Origin of the sequence: Bradyrhizobium acaciae (assembly GCF_020889785.1) — a bacterium.
Taxonomy (GTDB): Bacteria; Pseudomonadota; Alphaproteobacteria; order Rhizobiales; family Xanthobacteraceae; genus Bradyrhizobium; species Bradyrhizobium acaciae.
Map to the genome: position 1 here is coordinate 1 of NZ_JACMYK010000002.1, position 14,806 is coordinate 14,806.

Sequence of the window (14,806 nt, forward strand, 5' to 3'; positions counted from 1 at the left end):
TCTCATCACGCTCTAGTACGTCGAGCAGGTCGTCGGCATGGTGGCGATCGTCGGGGCATAAAACACGCACACCGACTGCCGCGGCCGCGTGAAGGCGACGTCGCTGAGATTGATGCCGGCCTTGGCCATCACATAGCCGACCGTCGGAACGTATTTGTAGCTGACTTCACTGAAGATCAGATAGCTGCCCGCAACCAGCAGCGCCGACGGAACGACACTGGTGACAATGTCACCCTGATTGCGGGTCGAGGCCGTCAACGTCGCCTGCGTGGCCCCCGAGGAGATCACCCCCGCCTTGCTCCACTGGATGTGCGCGATGTTCGAGTTATCGACGTAGATTTCCGACAACGTGACTTTGGTCGGTGACGCATCATACGGCGTCATGATGCCGACGCTGGCACTGAAGAAGTTCTGAAGATCGCTGTCGACCACCTGCGTCGCCTGCGATGTCAGGTCCGACGCGGCGCGCGCCATCAGCGTGACCTTGCGGTCGACCGCGACGCCGGATGAGAACTCGACGATGCCGAAGAACATCACCAGCATCAGCGGCAGGATGAATGCAAACTCGACGGCGGCCACGCCCCGGCGATCATGCGCGAGAGCCGCGGCGGAGCGCAGCAACGCCACGGGCTGGATTTTAATGGCTTTGCTCATGAGCATGTGGTCCCGGCGGTTCCGGCGGGCTCGTTCTTGAACGTCGCGGTCGCAATGAGGAGCCGCTTGCCGTTGGCGAGGGTGGCGGTGCTGAAGACCTTGGTGACAAACAGCGGCCACTGATAAAACAGCCGGACCACGACGACGTCGCCGTCCTTGCCGGGACACCATTTCACCTGCGTGGGGTCGGTGATGGGCGTAATGTTGACGCTGCTAAAGCCTGTCGCAGACGGGTAGCTGCGCACGTCGACGTATACGCCGTTGGTGCAATCGAACAACGCGCTGACTCGCGCGCAGACAAAATCCTTGAACTGCTGCTGGGTATAATTTGCGCCCTGGGCCTGGCCGGTCATGATGAAGCGGGACGAATCCTGCGTCACCGTCTCGAGCACCTGGCTCGCAAAGAAGATCATTGCCACTTCGATAATCGCAAAAAGCAATCCGAAAAACAGCGGCGCGACCATCGCGAATTCGACCGCGGTCACGCCGCGCCGGTTTCGACAAAATCTGCGGAGGAGGCGTGCGAAGGAACGAGCGGGCAGCGGCATCAATGTCCCCGGATCAACATGGCGGCAACAACTACCCAAGACTCATTGTCGAAGTATTTCGCCGGATCGAGACAGAGCGACCCGATCCGTTAGGTCTTTCTTAACGATATCGGGTAGGCCCCTCGCGATCGGCGGCGACCCCGGCGGGTGAGGCGCCGGAGCGGACACGCATCAGTTCTGCTGCTTCCCGGCCGCGCTCGAGCCTGAGGCCTGGCTGTTGAGGGAACCGGCCTGGTCCATGGTCGACTTGAAATAGGTCTCGCCGTCGCCGAGCGTGATGCGGCGTTGACAGACCGGCATGCAGCTGTAGGTCTCGCGATCGACGCCGCGATAGACAGTGACGAGCTGATCGGTCGGACCCTCGACCTGAATCTGGCGATCCACCAGCACCTGGCCGGTGCGGTCGAGCGCGATGAAGTTGGTGGCACCGTAGCCCTTGCCGGTCACGACAACGACCCCGCCATTCTGCAGGGTGACGTCGGCGATCAGCGGATTGCCGACAACGATCGTGGCAATGCCGCCGGGCAGCTTGACGAGCTTGGCCTGATCGACATTGACCGCGATCCGATCCGGATCCGGCGCTGCCGTTGCGAGCGCGGGCCCCAGCAGCATGGCTGCGGCCAACGAGATGAATCCAATGCGCGTGACGGCGCGAATACGCTGGGACTGAAACGACATACTCTACCCCGGGACGTTAACAGGCCGGCAAAAAGCAGATACGCAGCGGACCGGCGCCCGACGCAGGCAAATCTGACGGCAATTCATTTAAGAAGAGCAAAAATCGAGCGCTGAATTGCACGGATGTCACGACTTCCCGGGGAATTGCCCGGAATAGGCCGCTTGTCCGGCAATCTCGTGCGGGAATGCCTGGTCGTCGATGCCGTAGCCCTGCGGTTCGGCAGGAGGCTCGAAGTCCTGCGGCTCGCGTTCGGCGGTTGCGGCGCGCTCACCGTCGAGCGTCGCGTCGCCCCAGCGTGACGGCCGATCGCAGCGGCAGTGACGCCATCGAACCGCACGCTTCGCGATTATAGCAATCTTAAGAGACTCCGAGCAGTTTCTGCCCACCACAACCGCGGGGCGGCAGGTGTCGTCGATATCAAGAATCGAAAAACGCGCTGTCGATTCCGGCGCTCGCGGCTTGGTTGTCGACCCGATCCGGATTCGTGACGCTGCGGCGCGCTGGTTCATGTTCAGCGACTTTGGCGACGCTGCGCAGCGTCACATGGCGATCGTCTGGTCCTGCATTTTCGCTTGCACCCTCGCCGACGCGATCTGGCTGCCGAACTCCGGGCTTTCGTTCACATCATCCAACTGGATCTCGATCCTGCAATGCGTCGCATATTCGGGCACTGCGGCCGCATTCATCGCCATTGCCTCCAATCGGCTCGGCGGCGACCAACGACGCCCGGCCGTCTGGTTGCGGCAGTGCCTGTTCATGACCGAACTGTTCTGGCGCGCGTTCCTGCCGATCAGCGCGCTGCTGACCGCGGGCAGCACCCTCAGCTATCTGATCGCGGCAGCCAAGCTGCCGCTGAGGGACGACGTTCTGGCAGGCTTCGATCATCTGCTGGGCTTCGACTGGCCGACCTTCCTGGCCATGACGAACTCGAATTCGCTGGTCGCAACGCTGCTGACGACGGCCTATCAAAGCACCGGCCTGCTGTCCCAGGTGGTTCTGGTGTGGCTCATCCTGCAACGGCGCGGCGACAGGGTCGCGGAATTCATCGCCGTGCTCAGCCTGAGCGCAGTCGCGCTGTGCATCGGCATGTGGTTGATCCTGGCCGCGGGCGCCTTCGCCTATTTCGGCCCCGCGCCGAGCAGCTACGAGCACTTCGCGGCGCATGGCCCGATGTGGACCTTCGGGCGAACCTTCTCGATGTTGCACGACGGGTCGCTCTCGGTCATCAACTTGTCGATCGTCGACGGCATTGTCAGCTTTCCCTCGTTTCACACGATGCTCGGCGTCATGACGACTTATGCTGCGCGCGACACGCGCTGGCTGTTCGTTCCCGTGTTCGTCGTGAATGCAACGATGATCGTCGCGACGATGCCCGTGGGCGGCCATCATCTCGCTGACGTCCTGGCCGGCGGCGGGCTGACCATTGCCGCCATCCTCGTGGTTCGCCTCTCTGCCCGGCTGTCCGTCAGCCGGACCTAGGCCGTCATTCAAAGCGCCTCGCCTGCGGCCGCCGGCCCCTGCCGAACCTGACGCTCGCCGTGCCGACCCGCGTTGCCTGCCTGCAGCGGCTTCAACGTGCGGCGCGAACGTGAATCACGACGCGTTCATCGGCGTAGAGGCGCCGCCATCCTCCGATGTGATCCAGAAACCTGGAAGCCGGCGTGGTCGGATCGAGCATCACCGCATCGATGTCATGGGTCTTGAGCAGATCGAGGAAGCCGTCGACGTCCTTGAGCTGGAGCGCGCGGTAGTAGTCCATCTCGAACTTTTCGCCGTAGAGCTCGGCACGGCCGTCGACGAACACCGGCACCTGACGCCAGATCAGGTAGCCGCCGAACTGCAGATCGTGGAGCACGCGCCGCGCGTTGTACGCCTTCAGCGCGTCGACGGCAGCAGCCGGCGAATGGATCGGCGGCGGGGAGATGGTCTGGCGCGCCGCAACGATCGAGGTCGACACGCACAGCGCGGCGATCAGCATTGCCGCCGGCACGGCATTCAACCGGACGGTGCGCGCGGCGCGCAAGCCGAACTGGGTTGCCACCGGGGTCATCGCAGCCAGTGGCAGCAACACGGCGAACAGCTCGAGATTACGGACATGGGACAGCGCCATGTGCAGCAAGCCCAGCACCAGGGCGATCCGCGGCAGCGGCAGCTTCACCCCGCAATAGAGCGCTGCGCCGATCAGGCCGAGAATCGACAGCTCGAACCCATCGACCTGGCTGAAATTCGCCGGCATCCACTCTGCGATGAGCTGCAGCAGCTCACCGAGGCTCAGAATCTTCAGCGAGGCCAGGATCGAACCCCAGCCATAGGGCGTGACGCAGCAGGCGGCCAGCGCGCCGATGCCGAACGCCGCCCAGCGCAGCGCCAGCGCCAACCTTTGCGCCGGCGCGGCATTCCACATCGCATCGAGTGCGAAGGCCCCGGCCAGCACCAGCCCGAACAGAAAGCCGCCATGCAGATTGGCCCACAGCGCGATCAGCGGCAGCAGCCAGAATGAGGGCGCCTCGCGGCGTTCGCTGGCAACCATCAGGCCGTTGGCCCAGACCAGCATGATCGGCAGCACCAGCACGTGCGGACGGGCGAGCAGATGCCCGCATGTCAGCACCAGCGCGGCGAGCGCGATCAGGCTCGCATAAATCGCCGGCAAGGCGCGGCTGAGGATCGCGGTAAGCAGCGCAAAGGTGGCGGCGCCGTAGGCCGCGGCCAGTGCCGCCGGCCCGGTCCACCCGGCAAGGTCATAGGCCTTCGCGAACAGCACCTGCGCCAGCCAGGACGACGACACCCATGGCTCGCCCGCCTTGGTGAAAGAATAGATGTCGACCGACGGCAGCGCGTGGTGGTCGAGGATCCATCGCCCGACCGCAATCTGCCAGTAGGTGTCGGAGTCGGCGAGCAGCCGGTCGCCGACGATCAGCAGCAGCGCGTAGACGCCGCACGCCATCCAGAACCAGGCCGGGACCTCGGCGAATACGGAGGTCCTGGCCTGCGGGATGGCTGCGGTCTCAGCACTCATGCGGACACGGACCGGTTGATGACGTCAATGCCGGAACGGATAGGCCAGCTGTCCGCCGATTTCGGCCGGCACGCCCTGCTCGGCATCGACGCCGTAATCGTCCGGAAGCTTGCCTTCGGGCATCCGGAACGTTCCGAACAGAATATCCCAGAGCGGAAACGTGCCGGCGAAATTGGTGTCACCGCCTTCTTCCAGCGCGGTGTGATGCCAGCGGTGAAACACCGGCGTGGCGATCACGTATTTGAACGGGCCGAGCGTCCAGTTCAGGTTGGCGTGCACGAATGCCGAGTGGAATGTGGTGAAAGGGCCGACCCACAGCATGATGTTCGGCGAGATGCCGGCCATCAGCAGGATCACGTCGACCGTGATCGTGCCGATCAGGAGATTGACGGGATGGAAGCGCGCCGCCGAGATCCATTCGAGATCCTCGGAGGAGTGATGAATGGCGTGATACTTCCAGAAGCCGCCGCCGTGAAACATCCGGTGCAGCCAGTACAGCATGAAGTCGGAAGCGACCAGGAAGACGATCGACTGCAGCCAGAGCGGCAGCTGCGCCAACGGACCGTGCCCGTTCTCATAGAATGCGATCAGCTCGTCGGCGCCGTGCACGTTGAAGACCGCGGCCGCGCCGACCACCAGCAGACCGATGCGCAGCACGCGGGCGAACACCGGCACGAAGAACCAGTAGCAAATGTCCGTGACCAGCTCGCGCTTCTGCCACCACGGCTTGCCGGGATTGCAGGCCCAGTAATGGGTCAGCACCGTAAAGAACAGACCGAGCGCGATCGTGATCGGCACCACCCGCATCATCGTCTGGCCGAGCATCTCGATGACTTCGATCGGAAGGGTGGACATTGGCCGCCTCATGTAACGGAAGCCCCATGGGTATAGATGTGCGCTTAAGGAGCCGTGAACAGGTGCCGATGCCGCATCCCTGCAATTTCAGCGAGCCGCTTAATGCCAAATTTACTGTGCGCAACAACAGCGGGTTCCCCCAGAGTTTATGCGATCAAATTAACTGCACCGAAATCGTCCAACCGTAGGGTGCCGCAATGGTCACGGTGCTGAGAACGCCGGCGAGACCAAATCTAGTTCGACCAGCCACGTGTACACAGGAGCTATTTATGAAGAACCTCGTTTCGCGCTTCGTGAAGGACGAATCGGGCGCGACCGCCATCGAATACGGTCTGATTGCGACCGGCATTGCGATCGCGATCATCGCTGCAGTCAACGGCGTCGGCACCAAGCTCTCGGGCACCTTCAGCACGATCTCGAGCTCTCTGAAGTAAGCCGGTTCCGGCGAATTCGCATCAAAGGTCCCGGCAACCCCGGGACCTTTGCTATTTGTCGGGGGGCGATTGGCGGCTCCATTGCAAGATGCGCAGGCCCTTACCCGATTGTTCACCATTGGCCGCTAGCGTCGGGTCTCGACCGCAGCTCCAGCTTGACGGCATGAATCCATGATCCTCGACATCGCACGCTTGATGCTGTTTCCGGCCCTGATGGCCTTTGCGGCGGCGAGCGACCTGTTGACCATGACGATCCCGAACCGGATCTCACTGGCGCTGGTGGCCGGCTTCTTCGTCCTGGCGCCGCTGACCGGGATGGGGGCCCACGAGATCCTGACCCATGCCGGCGCGGGCGCGCTGGTTCTGGTCGTGGCGTTCGGCATGTTTGCGATGGGCTGGGTCGGCGGCGGGGACGCCAAGGTCGCAGCCGCGGCCAGCCTTTGGTTCGGCTTCGAGCATCTGCTCCCCTATCTGGTCTTTGCGTCGCTGTTCGGCGGTGCTCTGACCGTGCTGCTGTTGCAGCTCCGGCAGTGGCCACTGCCCTATCCGCTCGCGTCCCAGGCCTGGCTCAGCCGCCTGCACGACAAGCAGACCGGGATTCCGTACGGCATCGCACTCGCCCTCGGCGCCCTCCTGATCTATCCCGAGACGGACTGGATCAAGACGATCGATCTCGCGCACTTCGCCTTGCGCTGAGAAAGCGGCAGTAACCGCTCGTTAAGGCGATTTAGATACGCCTCATTAACCATGCTTTGACGAATAGCTGGTCAACTCCCATCACGGCGGCGGCAGCGTCGCGGCGTCATGTGGAAAGTGAAGCGTAATGGATAAGGCCCGCATTCTGGTCCTGGCTATCGCAGGCTGCGCCGGCATTGCGGCGCTCTATTTGGCAAGCGGAAGCGACGACAAGCCGGCACCACCTCCGCCGGTCGCACAGCTCCCCACAGTCGACATCCTGGTCGCGCGCTCCGACATCGGCCTCGGCCAGGCGTGAAGCCCGAGGACGTGCAGTGGCAGACCTGGCCGGCGGCAACCGCCAGCGCCAGCTTCATGCGCAAGGACAGCCGCGCCGACGCCATCAAGGACGTCACCGGCTCGATCGCGCGCGCCCCGTTCATCCAGGGCGAGCCGATTCGCGAGCAGAAGCTCGTCAGGGCCGACGGCAGCGGCTTCATGGCTGCGATCCTGCCGACCGGCATGCGGGCGGTATCGACCGAAATCTCACCCGAGACCGGCGCCGGCGGCTTCATCCTGCCGAATGACCGGGTCGACGTCCTGTTGTCGAAGCGGGACAAGAATCCGGACCGCAACGGCGCCGACATCGTCAACTCCGAAGTCATCCTGACCAATGTTCGTGTGCTGGCGATCGACCAGGCGCCCAAGGAGAAGGACGGCACCAACGCGTTGATCGGCAAGACGGTGACGCTGGAGCTGAAGCCCGAACAGACCGAGACGCTGGCGCGCGCGCGCCAGAGCGGCGTCCTGTCGCTGGCGCTGCGCAGCATCGCCGACAACAACGCGCCCGAGACCAGGACCGACGACACCCGTAAGCGCGGTGAGACGATCAACGTCATCCGCTTTGGCGTTGCCAATCAGGCAACGATGCAGAAGTGACATGAGGACACACGTGATGAAGGGCGGGGCAACTCAACGGACAATGCGGGCCTTCATAGTCCGCGCATTGTCGTTCTCGGCCGTCGCGGCGCTCACGCTCAACCCGGCGCTGACGCCGGTGGTGGCGAGCGACTACCGCGCCGCGCCCGCCCCTGCCTCGGCCGAAGGCCAGATGAACGCCCGTTTCCTTGCACTCGGCGTCGGCAAATCGATCGTGATCGATCTGCCGAGGGACATCAAGGACGTGCTGGTCGCCGATCCCAAGATCGCCAACGCCGTGGTCCGTTCGGCCCAACGCGCCTACATCATCGGCGCGACGGTCGGCCAGACCAACATCGTGTTCTTCGACGCTGCCGGACAGCAGATTGCGGCCTATGACATTGCGGTCAAGCGTGATCTCAACGGCGTGCGTGCCGCGCTGCGTGCGTCGCTGCCGAATGCCGATATCCAGATCGAGGGCGTCGCCGACGGCGTCATGCTGACCGGGAGCGCGGCGAGCCCGATCGAGGCGCAGCAGGCCGGCGAGATCGCCGCGCGGCTGGTCGGCAGCGCCGAAAAGGTCGTGAACTCGATCACGGTTCGCGGCCGCGATCAGGTGATGCTGAAAGTCACGGTCGCCGAAGTCTCGCGCAGCCTGATCAAGCAGCTCGGCATCGACCTCACGGCAAACCTCAATTACGGCACGGCCGTCGTGAAGTTCGCCAACAGCAACCCGTTCACGGCGAACAGCGCGCCGCTGGTGCCCACCAACGCCATCACCACCTCGTTCGGCGCGGCGCCGTCGGTCTCGGCGACGATCCGCGCCATGGAGAGCGCCGGTGTCGTGCGGACGCTCGCCGAGCCGAACCTGACCGCGATATCAGGCGAATCGGCGACTTTCATCTCCGGCGGCGAGTTTCCAATTCCGACCGGCGTGACCTGTCAGACCACGACAGGAGGCGCGATCGGGAATTGCGTCCAGACGGTCAGCTTCAAGAAATTCGGCATTTCGCTCAACTTCACGCCGGTGGTGCTGACCGAGGGACGGATCAGCCTGCGCGTGATGACGGAAGTGTCGGAAGTCTCGACCGAGAACTCGCTGACGGGCGGCCAGAACGGAACGACGATCCCTTCGATCAAGACCCGCCGCGCCGAGACCACGCTGGAAATTCCCTCGGGCGGCTCGATGGCGATGGCCGGCCTGATCCAGGACCAGACCAAGCAGGCGATCAATGGCCTTCCCGGACTGGCGTCACTGCCGGTGCTCGGCACGCTGTTCCGCAGCCGCGACTTCGTCAACAACCAGACCGAGATGATGGTGCTGGTGACGCCCTATGTCGTTCGCGCAGTGGCGCAGAAGGACCTGTCGCGTCCGGATGACGGCTTCGCCAATGCGTCCGATCCGCAGGCCGACCTGCTGGGCAGCATCAATCGCGTCTACGGTGTACCTGGCCGCACCGAGCCGGCGCGGAATTACCGCGGCACCTACGGCTTTATTACCGACTGAGGCGGACGATGACACAGACCACATCCAGAACATCCGCCGACCACAAGCGCAGCATCGGTTTCGCCGGAGCGCTCGTCGGCCTCGCCATGACGCTGGGCGCCTGCCAGCACGCCGCCGACAACAGTTTCGCGATGGTTGACTCGCCGGCCGACTATCGCCAGCGCCACCCGATCTCGGTCACCGAGGCGGATCGCTCGATCGTGGTCTTCGTCGGCCGCAGCCGCGGCGGCCTGACTGCGGAGCAGCGCGCCGAGGTGATGGGGATGGCGCAGGACTGGATGCGCGAGGGGACCGGCGCCGTCACCATCGACGTTCCCGCCGACACGCCGAACGCCCGGCCCGCCCAGGAATCGTTGCGCGAGATCCAGGCCACTTTCGCCGCCGCCGGCGTGCCGCCGCGCGGCATCCTGGTTCGCAAATATCATCCCGAGGATCCACGCCAGATGGCCGCGATCCGCGTCAACTATCCAAAGATGAAGGCGGTGGCCGGGCCATGCGGCCTCTGGCCGGAAGATCTCGGCCCGTCGATGCACAACGGGTCCTACATCCAGAACAAGCAGTACTACAATTTCGGCTGCGCCAATCAGCGCAACCTTGCATCCATGGTTGAAGACCCGACCGACCTCGTGCAGCCGCGCGCGGAGACCCCTGCCTACACGTCGCGTCGTAACATCGCCTTCGACAAGTATCGCAAGGGCACCACCACCGCCACGGCCTATCCCGAGGCCGACAGGGCCAAGCTAAGCGACACAGGAAAATGATCACCTACGCGCAGCAAAACTCCGAAGAGCAGACGGACGCCCCGCCGCAGGCCGTGGACGACCATATTGCTCCGGCGCCGCGGGTCTCGGTCCAGGCGTTCTGCGAAACCGTCGAGACCGCCGCCGCCGTGCAGTCGGCCGGCGAGGATCGCCGCTTGGCCAAGGCGCACCTCAAGATCCAGATGGGCGGCATGGCGGCCGCCATCGAGGCCTATCGCTCGGCGCCGACGCCTAACGTCATCATCCTCGAGACCGAGGGCCGCGGCGACATCCTGGCCGGCCTCGATCAACTTGCCACCGTGTGCGATGCCGGCACCCGCGTGGTCGTGATCGGCCGGATCAACGACGTCACGCTGTATCGCGAGCTGGTACGCCGCGGCGTCAGCGACTACGTGATTGCGCCGGCAACTGCGATCGACGTGGTGCGCGCGGTCTGCAACCTGTTTTCGGCGCCCGAAGCCAAGGCGGTCGGCCGCATCGTCGCCGTCGTCGGCGCAAAGGGCGGCGTCGGCGCCTCGACGATCGCCCACAATGTCGCCTGGGCGATCGCCCGCGATCTGGCGCTGGATTCCGTGGTTGCCGATCTCGACCTCGCATTCGGCACCGCCGGCCTCAACTACAACCAGGATCCGGCGCAAGGCATTGCAGACGCCGTGTTCTCGCCGGACCGCGTCGATACCGCCTTCGTCGACCGCCTGCTGTCGAAATGCACCGACCATCTGAGCCTGCTGGCGGCGCCGGCCACGCTCGACAAGGTCTACGATTTCGGCGCCGAAGCGTTCGATGCGATCTTCGATACGTTGCGCACCACGATGCCCTGCATCGTGCTCGATGTGCCGCATCAATGGTCGGGCTGGACCAAGCGCGCCTTGATCGCGGCCGACGACATCCTGATCGTGGCTGCGCCCGACCTCGCCAATCTGCGCAACGCCAAGAACATGTTCGATCTCCTCAAGGCGTCGCGGCCGAACGACCGCGCGCCGTTGTACTGCCTGAACCAGGTCGGCGTGCCGAAACGCCCGGAGATCGCGGCGGCCGAATTCGCCAAGGCGATCGAAAGCCAGCCGATCGCCGCGATTCCGTTCGATCCGCAGATCTTCGGTTCGGCCGCCAACAACGGCCAGATGATCGCGGAAATCTCCGCCAACCATCGCGCGGTCGAGATGTTCCTGCAGATGGCGCAGCGGCTGACAGGCCGCGGCGAAACCAAGAAGCCGAGGGGGTCCTTCCTGTCGCCCCTGCTCGAAAAGCTGCGGTCCAAATAGTGGCCCGCGTGGAGTCAAGACGTCGTGTTTGGTAAGCGTAGCGGAAGCGATGGGGACGTGCGGGCACCCAAGCCCGCTTTTCAGACGCCGGAGCCTGCCGGCCCGTCGGCGATGACGCGCGAGCCCGTCGCACCGACGATCTCGTCGCCGCCGCTCGCACCCGCAAAACCACCGCCGCCGCCTACCGTCGAAGCCCGCCGCTCGGACAACTACTACCAGGTCAAGGCGACGATCTTCGGCGCCCTGATCGAGGCGATCGACCTTGCCCAGCTTGCCAAGCTGGACAGCGAGTCGGCGCGCGAGGAAATCCGCGACATCGTCAACGAGATCATCGCGATCAAGAACATCGTGATGTCGATCGCCGAGCAGGAAGAGCTGCTCGACGACATCTGCAACGACGTGCTCGGCTACGGCCCGCTGGAGCCCCTGCTGTCGCGCGACGACATCGCCGACATCATGGTCAACGGCGCCGGCACGGTGTTCATCGAAGTCGCCGGCAAGATCCAGCGCACCGGCATCCGCTTTCGCGACAACCAGCAGCTGCTCAACATCTGCCAGCGCATCGTCAGCCAGGTCGGCCGGCGCGTCGACGAATCCTCGCCGATCTGCGACGCCCGCCTCGCCGACGGCTCGCGCGTCAACGCCATCGTACCGCCGCTGGCGATCGACGGGCCCGCGCTCACCATCCGCAAATTCAAGAAGGACAAGCTGACGCTGGAGCAGCTCGTCAAGTTCGGCGCGATCACGCCGGAAGGGGCGACCATCCTGCAGATCATCGGCCGGGTCCGCTGCAATGTGATCATCTCGGGCGGCACTGGTTCGGGCAAGACCACCCTGCTGAACTGCCTGACCAACTATATCGAGCACGACGAGCGCGTCATCACCTGCGAAGACGCCGCCGAACTTCAGCTGCAGCAGCCGCATGTGGTGCGGCTGGAAACCCGGCCGCCGAACATCGAAGGCGAGGGCCAGGTCACGATGCGCGAACTGGTCCGCAACTGCCTGCGTATGCGCCCTGAGCGGATCATCGTCGGCGAAGTCCGCGGACCCGAAGCGTTCGACCTGTTGCAGGCGATGAACACCGGCCACGACGGCTCGATGGGCACGCTGCACGCCAACAACCCGCGCGAGGCGCTGTCGCGCTGCGAATCCATGATCACCATGGGCGGCTTCTCGCTCCCTTCACGCACGATTCGCGAGATGATCTGCGCCTCGGTCGACATCATCGTGCAGGCCGCGCGCCTGCGCGACGGCTCGCGCCGCATCACGCACATCACCGAGGTGATGGGCATGGAAGGCGACACCATCATCACCCAGGACATCTTCCTCTACGACGTGGTCGGCGAAGACGCCAACGGCAAGATCATCGGCAAGCACCGCTCGACCGGCATCGGCCGGCCGCGCTTCTGGGAGCGTGCCCGCTACTACAATGAAGAGAAGCGGCTGGCGGCGGCGCTGGACGCCTCCGACTCGCCGGCGCCGGCCTAGGGGAACGCAGGATGCAGACGCAAACCCTTGCCCTGGCCTTCCTCGCCGCCACGACCGTGGGCGGCATCGCCTGGGTCTTCCTGTACCCGTACCTCTCGGGGGAGAAGAAGGCCGAGTCCCGCCGCGCATCGGTGGCGCGCAGCGAACCCACGACGACGCGAACCGCCGACCGCACGCAACGCTCCCGCCGCGAGCAGGTCGAAGGATCGTTGAAGGAGCTCGAGGCGCGGCGGCGGAAGGACAAGAAAGTCCCGCTCGGCATGCGCATCTCGCAGGCCGGACTGGAGTGGTCGGAGCAGAAATTCTGGATGATCTCCGGCGCACTCGGCCTGTTCGGATTCGCCGCGGCCTTCCTGGCCGGCGGCGGACTGCTCGGCGCGGCCGGCATCGCCTTCGCCATGGGCCTCGGCGCGCCGCGTTGGCTGCTCGGTTTCCTGAAGAAGCGGCGGGAAAAGGCCTTCCTGAAGGCGCTGCCCGACGCGGTCGACGTCATCGTACGCGGCATCAAGGCCGGCCTGCCGCTGTTCGAATCGCTCAAGGCGGTCGTCAACGACGCGCCGGAGCCCCTGCGCAGCGAGTTCCTCGCGATCATCGAGACCCAGGCGATCGGCATGCCGCTCGGCGAGGCCTGTTCCCGGCTCTATGAGCGCATGCCGCTGCCGGAGGCGAACTTCTTCGGCATCGTGATCGCGATCCAGCAGAAGTCCGGCGGCAACCTGTCGGAAGCACTCGGCAACCTGTCGCGCGTGCTGCGCGACCGCAAGAAGATGGCCGAGAAGATCCAGGCGATGTCGATGGAGGCGAAGGCCTCCGCCGCCATCATCGGCTCGCTGCCGCCGATCGTGATGATCCTCGTGTTCCTCACGACGCCGGACTACATCGCCCTGCTGTGGACCAACTCGATGGGCCAGCTCATGCTGGTTGCCTGCGCCCTCTGGATGACCTGCGGCGTTCTGGTGATGAAGAAGATGATCAACTTCGATTTCTGACGGTGCAGCATGATTGATATTCTGGTCGCCAAGCTCCACGACGTCAGGTTCATGACGATGCTGCTTGCCTTCTTCGCGGCAAGCGCCACGGTCTACACGCTGGTGATGCCGCTGCTCGCCGGCGGCGATCTCAACAAGCGCATGAAGGCCGTCGCCAGCGAGCGCGAACGCCTCCGGCAGCGCGAACGCGAACGCCTCACCAAGACGGAGAAGGTCGCGCTGCGGCAGACGCCGAAGCAGGTCGTCTCCAGGGTGGTGGACGATCTCAACCTCACGAAATGGCTGGCCCAGGAATCGGCGATCGAGAAGCTCGTGATGGCGGGCTATCGCGGCCACGCGCCCTACGTCACCTTCCTGTTCGCTCGCGCGGTGACGCCGATCGTGCTGCTGCTCGGCGCCATCATCTACACGTTCTTCATCGCCGGCGCGAACTGGTCGCTCACGCTCAAGATCGGCATTTGCGTCGGCGCGGCCTATGCCGGCCTTCAGGCGCCGATGTTGTTCCTGAAGAATGCGATCTCCAAGCGCCAGCTCCAGATCAAGCGTGCCTTTCCTGATTCGCTCGACCTGCTGCTGATCTGCATCGAGTCGGGCATGTCGGTCGAGGTCGCGTTCCGCAAGGTGGCCAACGAGATCGCCGGACAGTCGATCGCGCTGTCGGAGGAGTTCGCACTGACGACCGCGGAACTGTCCTACCTGCAGGACCGCAAGTCCGCCTACGAGAACCTGGCGCGCCGCACCGGGCTCGAAGGCGTGAAATCGGTGTGCATGGCCTTGCAGCAATCCGAACGCTACGGCACGCCGCTCGGCCAGAGCCTGCGCGTGATGGCGCAGGAAAATCGCGACATGCGCATGAACGAGGCCGAGAAGAAGGCAGCGGCGCTGCCGCCCAAGCTGACCGTGCCGATGATCGTGTTCTTCCTGCCTTGCCTGTTCATCGTGATCCTCGGGCCGTCCTACATCAAGATCGCCACGATGCATTGAGTTACGCCGCCACGCATACGACAACGCCCGGCA

General features: G+C 64.5%; 15 protein-coding genes and 1 pseudogene. 10 read left to right on the forward strand and 6 right to left on the reverse strand.

What is annotated here, in order from left to right; all coding sequences use genetic code 11:
* Nucleotides 1-12: 12 nt before the first annotated feature.
* From H8A92_RS01175 to H8A92_RS01190, 4 genes are all read right to left on the reverse strand, one after another.
* Nucleotides 13-654 carry a TadE/TadG family type IV pilus assembly protein gene (locus H8A92_RS01175; RefSeq protein WP_420831275.1) on the reverse strand — a complete coding sequence of 214 codons (642 nt, stop codon included), beginning with the start codon at nucleotides 652-654 and terminating at the stop codon, nucleotides 13-15.
* A complete protein-coding gene (locus tag H8A92_RS01180; protein ID WP_229194059.1) occupies nucleotides 651-1,202 on the reverse strand; it encodes a TadE/TadG family type IV pilus assembly protein in 552 nt (183 codons plus the stop codon). The genes H8A92_RS01175 and H8A92_RS01180 overlap by 4 nt, the downstream gene beginning before the upstream one ends.
* A gap of 171 nt (nucleotides 1,203-1,373) precedes the next feature.
* Nucleotides 1,374-1,880, reverse strand: coding sequence for a pilus assembly protein N-terminal domain-containing protein (locus H8A92_RS01185; RefSeq protein WP_420831276.1), 507 nt, complete (start codon nucleotides 1,878-1,880; stop codon nucleotides 1,374-1,376).
* 126 nt (nucleotides 1,881-2,006) lie between these two features.
* Nucleotides 2,007-2,390: a hypothetical protein gene (locus H8A92_RS01190; protein WP_229194060.1), complete on the reverse strand. Its 384-nt coding sequence runs from the start codon at nucleotides 2,388-2,390 to the stop codon at nucleotides 2,007-2,009.
* Here H8A92_RS01190 and H8A92_RS01195 point away from each other — a divergent pair.
* Nucleotides 2,389-3,360 (forward strand): phosphatase PAP2 family protein, encoded by a 972-nt coding sequence (locus tag H8A92_RS01195; RefSeq protein WP_229194061.1) that lies wholly within the window; start codon nucleotides 2,389-2,391, stop codon nucleotides 3,358-3,360. The genes H8A92_RS01190 and H8A92_RS01195 overlap by 2 nt on opposite strands.
* 91 nt (nucleotides 3,361-3,451) lie before the next feature.
* On the opposite strand, the gene H8A92_RS01200 is transcribed toward H8A92_RS01195, so the two are convergent.
* Nucleotides 3,452-4,897, reverse strand: coding sequence for a hypothetical protein (locus H8A92_RS01200; protein ID WP_229194062.1), 1,446 nt, complete (start codon nucleotides 4,895-4,897; stop codon nucleotides 3,452-3,454).
* Nucleotides 4,898-4,921: 24 nt separating this feature from the next.
* Complete coding sequence (locus H8A92_RS01205; protein WP_163153726.1) at nucleotides 4,922-5,752, reverse strand: sterol desaturase family protein; 831 nt, start codon at nucleotides 5,750-5,752, stop codon at nucleotides 4,922-4,924.
* Between the two features lie 269 nt (nucleotides 5,753-6,021).
* Between H8A92_RS01205 and H8A92_RS01210 the strand changes: the two genes are divergently transcribed.
* The 9 genes and pseudogenes from H8A92_RS01210 to H8A92_RS01250 all read left to right on the forward strand — a co-directional run bounded on the left by H8A92_RS01210 (nucleotide 6,022) and on the right by H8A92_RS01250 (nucleotide 14,773).
* A complete protein-coding gene (locus H8A92_RS01210) occupies nucleotides 6,022-6,186 on the forward strand; it encodes a Flp family type IVb pilin (protein WP_163153724.1) in 165 nt (54 codons plus the stop codon).
* Between the two features lie 171 nt (nucleotides 6,187-6,357).
* Nucleotides 6,358-6,882: an A24 family peptidase gene (locus H8A92_RS01215; RefSeq protein ID WP_229194063.1), complete on the forward strand. Its 525-nt coding sequence runs from the start codon at nucleotides 6,358-6,360 to the stop codon at nucleotides 6,880-6,882.
* A 127-nt stretch (nucleotides 6,883-7,009) separates the two neighbouring features.
* A pseudogene (cpaB, locus tag H8A92_RS01220) lies at nucleotides 7,010-7,800 on the forward strand (Flp pilus assembly protein CpaB).
* A 43-nt stretch (nucleotides 7,801-7,843) separates the two neighbouring features.
* Entirely contained in the window at nucleotides 7,844-9,286 is a 1,443-nt protein-coding gene (locus tag H8A92_RS01225) for a type II and III secretion system protein family protein (RefSeq protein ID WP_229194064.1), read from the forward strand.
* 8 nt (nucleotides 9,287-9,294) lie between these two features.
* The gene (locus tag H8A92_RS01230; RefSeq protein WP_229194065.1) at nucleotides 9,295-10,047 is read left to right on the forward strand and encodes a CpaD family pilus assembly protein; all 753 of its coding nucleotides are present in this window, start codon (nucleotides 9,295-9,297) and stop codon (nucleotides 10,045-10,047) included.
* The gene (locus H8A92_RS01235; RefSeq protein WP_229194066.1) at nucleotides 10,044-11,312 is read left to right on the forward strand and encodes a CpaE/TadZ family protein; all 1,269 of its coding nucleotides are present in this window, start codon (nucleotides 10,044-10,046) and stop codon (nucleotides 11,310-11,312) included. The genes H8A92_RS01230 and H8A92_RS01235 overlap by 4 nt, the downstream gene beginning before the upstream one ends.
* A 24-nt stretch (nucleotides 11,313-11,336) precedes the next feature.
* A complete protein-coding gene (locus H8A92_RS01240) occupies nucleotides 11,337-12,800 on the forward strand; it encodes a TadA family conjugal transfer-associated ATPase (protein ID WP_163153714.1) in 1,464 nt (487 codons plus the stop codon).
* An 11-nt stretch (nucleotides 12,801-12,811) separates the two neighbouring features.
* The gene (locus H8A92_RS01245) at nucleotides 12,812-13,789 is read left to right on the forward strand and encodes a type II secretion system F family protein (protein ID WP_229194067.1); all 978 of its coding nucleotides are present in this window, start codon (nucleotides 12,812-12,814) and stop codon (nucleotides 13,787-13,789) included.
* A gap of 9 nt (nucleotides 13,790-13,798) precedes the next feature.
* A complete protein-coding gene (locus tag H8A92_RS01250) occupies nucleotides 13,799-14,773 on the forward strand; it encodes a type II secretion system F family protein (protein ID WP_229194068.1) in 975 nt (324 codons plus the stop codon).
* The last annotated feature ends 33 nt before the right edge of the window (nucleotides 14,774-14,806 follow it).

What these genes read in the sequence shown, in the direction of transcription:
- H8A92_RS01175 (WP_420831275.1), bottom strand. Translation starts at nt 654, where the DNA reads ATGAGCAAAGCCATTAAAATCCAGCCCGTGGCGTTGCTGCGCTCCGCC.
- H8A92_RS01180 (WP_229194059.1), bottom strand. Translation starts at nt 1,202, where the DNA reads ATGCCGCTGCCCGCTCGTTCCTTCGCACGCCTCCTCCGCAGATTTTGT.
- H8A92_RS01185 (WP_420831276.1), bottom strand. Translation starts at nt 1,880, where the DNA reads ATGTCGTTTCAGTCCCAGCGTATTCGCGCCGTCACGCGCATTGGATTC.
- H8A92_RS01195 (WP_229194061.1), top strand. Translation starts at nt 2,389, where the DNA reads ATGTTCAGCGACTTTGGCGACGCTGCGCAGCGTCACATGGCGATCGTC.
- H8A92_RS01190 (WP_229194060.1), bottom strand. Translation starts at nt 2,390, where the DNA reads ATGAACCAGCGCGCCGCAGCGTCACGAATCCGGATCGGGTCGACAACC.
- H8A92_RS01200 (WP_229194062.1), bottom strand. Translation starts at nt 4,897, where the DNA reads ATGAGTGCTGAGACCGCAGCCATCCCGCAGGCCAGGACCTCCGTATTC.
- H8A92_RS01205 (WP_163153726.1), bottom strand. Translation starts at nt 5,752, where the DNA reads ATGTCCACCCTTCCGATCGAAGTCATCGAGATGCTCGGCCAGACGATG.
- H8A92_RS01210 (WP_163153724.1), top strand. Translation starts at nt 6,022, where the DNA reads ATGAAGAACCTCGTTTCGCGCTTCGTGAAGGACGAATCGGGCGCGACC.
- H8A92_RS01215 (WP_229194063.1), top strand. Translation starts at nt 6,358, where the DNA reads ATGATCCTCGACATCGCACGCTTGATGCTGTTTCCGGCCCTGATGGCC.
- H8A92_RS01225 (WP_229194064.1), top strand. Translation starts at nt 7,844, where the DNA reads ATGCGGGCCTTCATAGTCCGCGCATTGTCGTTCTCGGCCGTCGCGGCG.
- H8A92_RS01230 (WP_229194065.1), top strand. Translation starts at nt 9,295, where the DNA reads ATGACACAGACCACATCCAGAACATCCGCCGACCACAAGCGCAGCATC.
- H8A92_RS01235 (WP_229194066.1), top strand. Translation starts at nt 10,044, where the DNA reads ATGATCACCTACGCGCAGCAAAACTCCGAAGAGCAGACGGACGCCCCG.
- H8A92_RS01245 (WP_229194067.1), top strand. Translation starts at nt 12,812, where the DNA reads ATGCAGACGCAAACCCTTGCCCTGGCCTTCCTCGCCGCCACGACCGTG.
- H8A92_RS01250 (WP_229194068.1), top strand. Translation starts at nt 13,799, where the DNA reads ATGATTGATATTCTGGTCGCCAAGCTCCACGACGTCAGGTTCATGACG.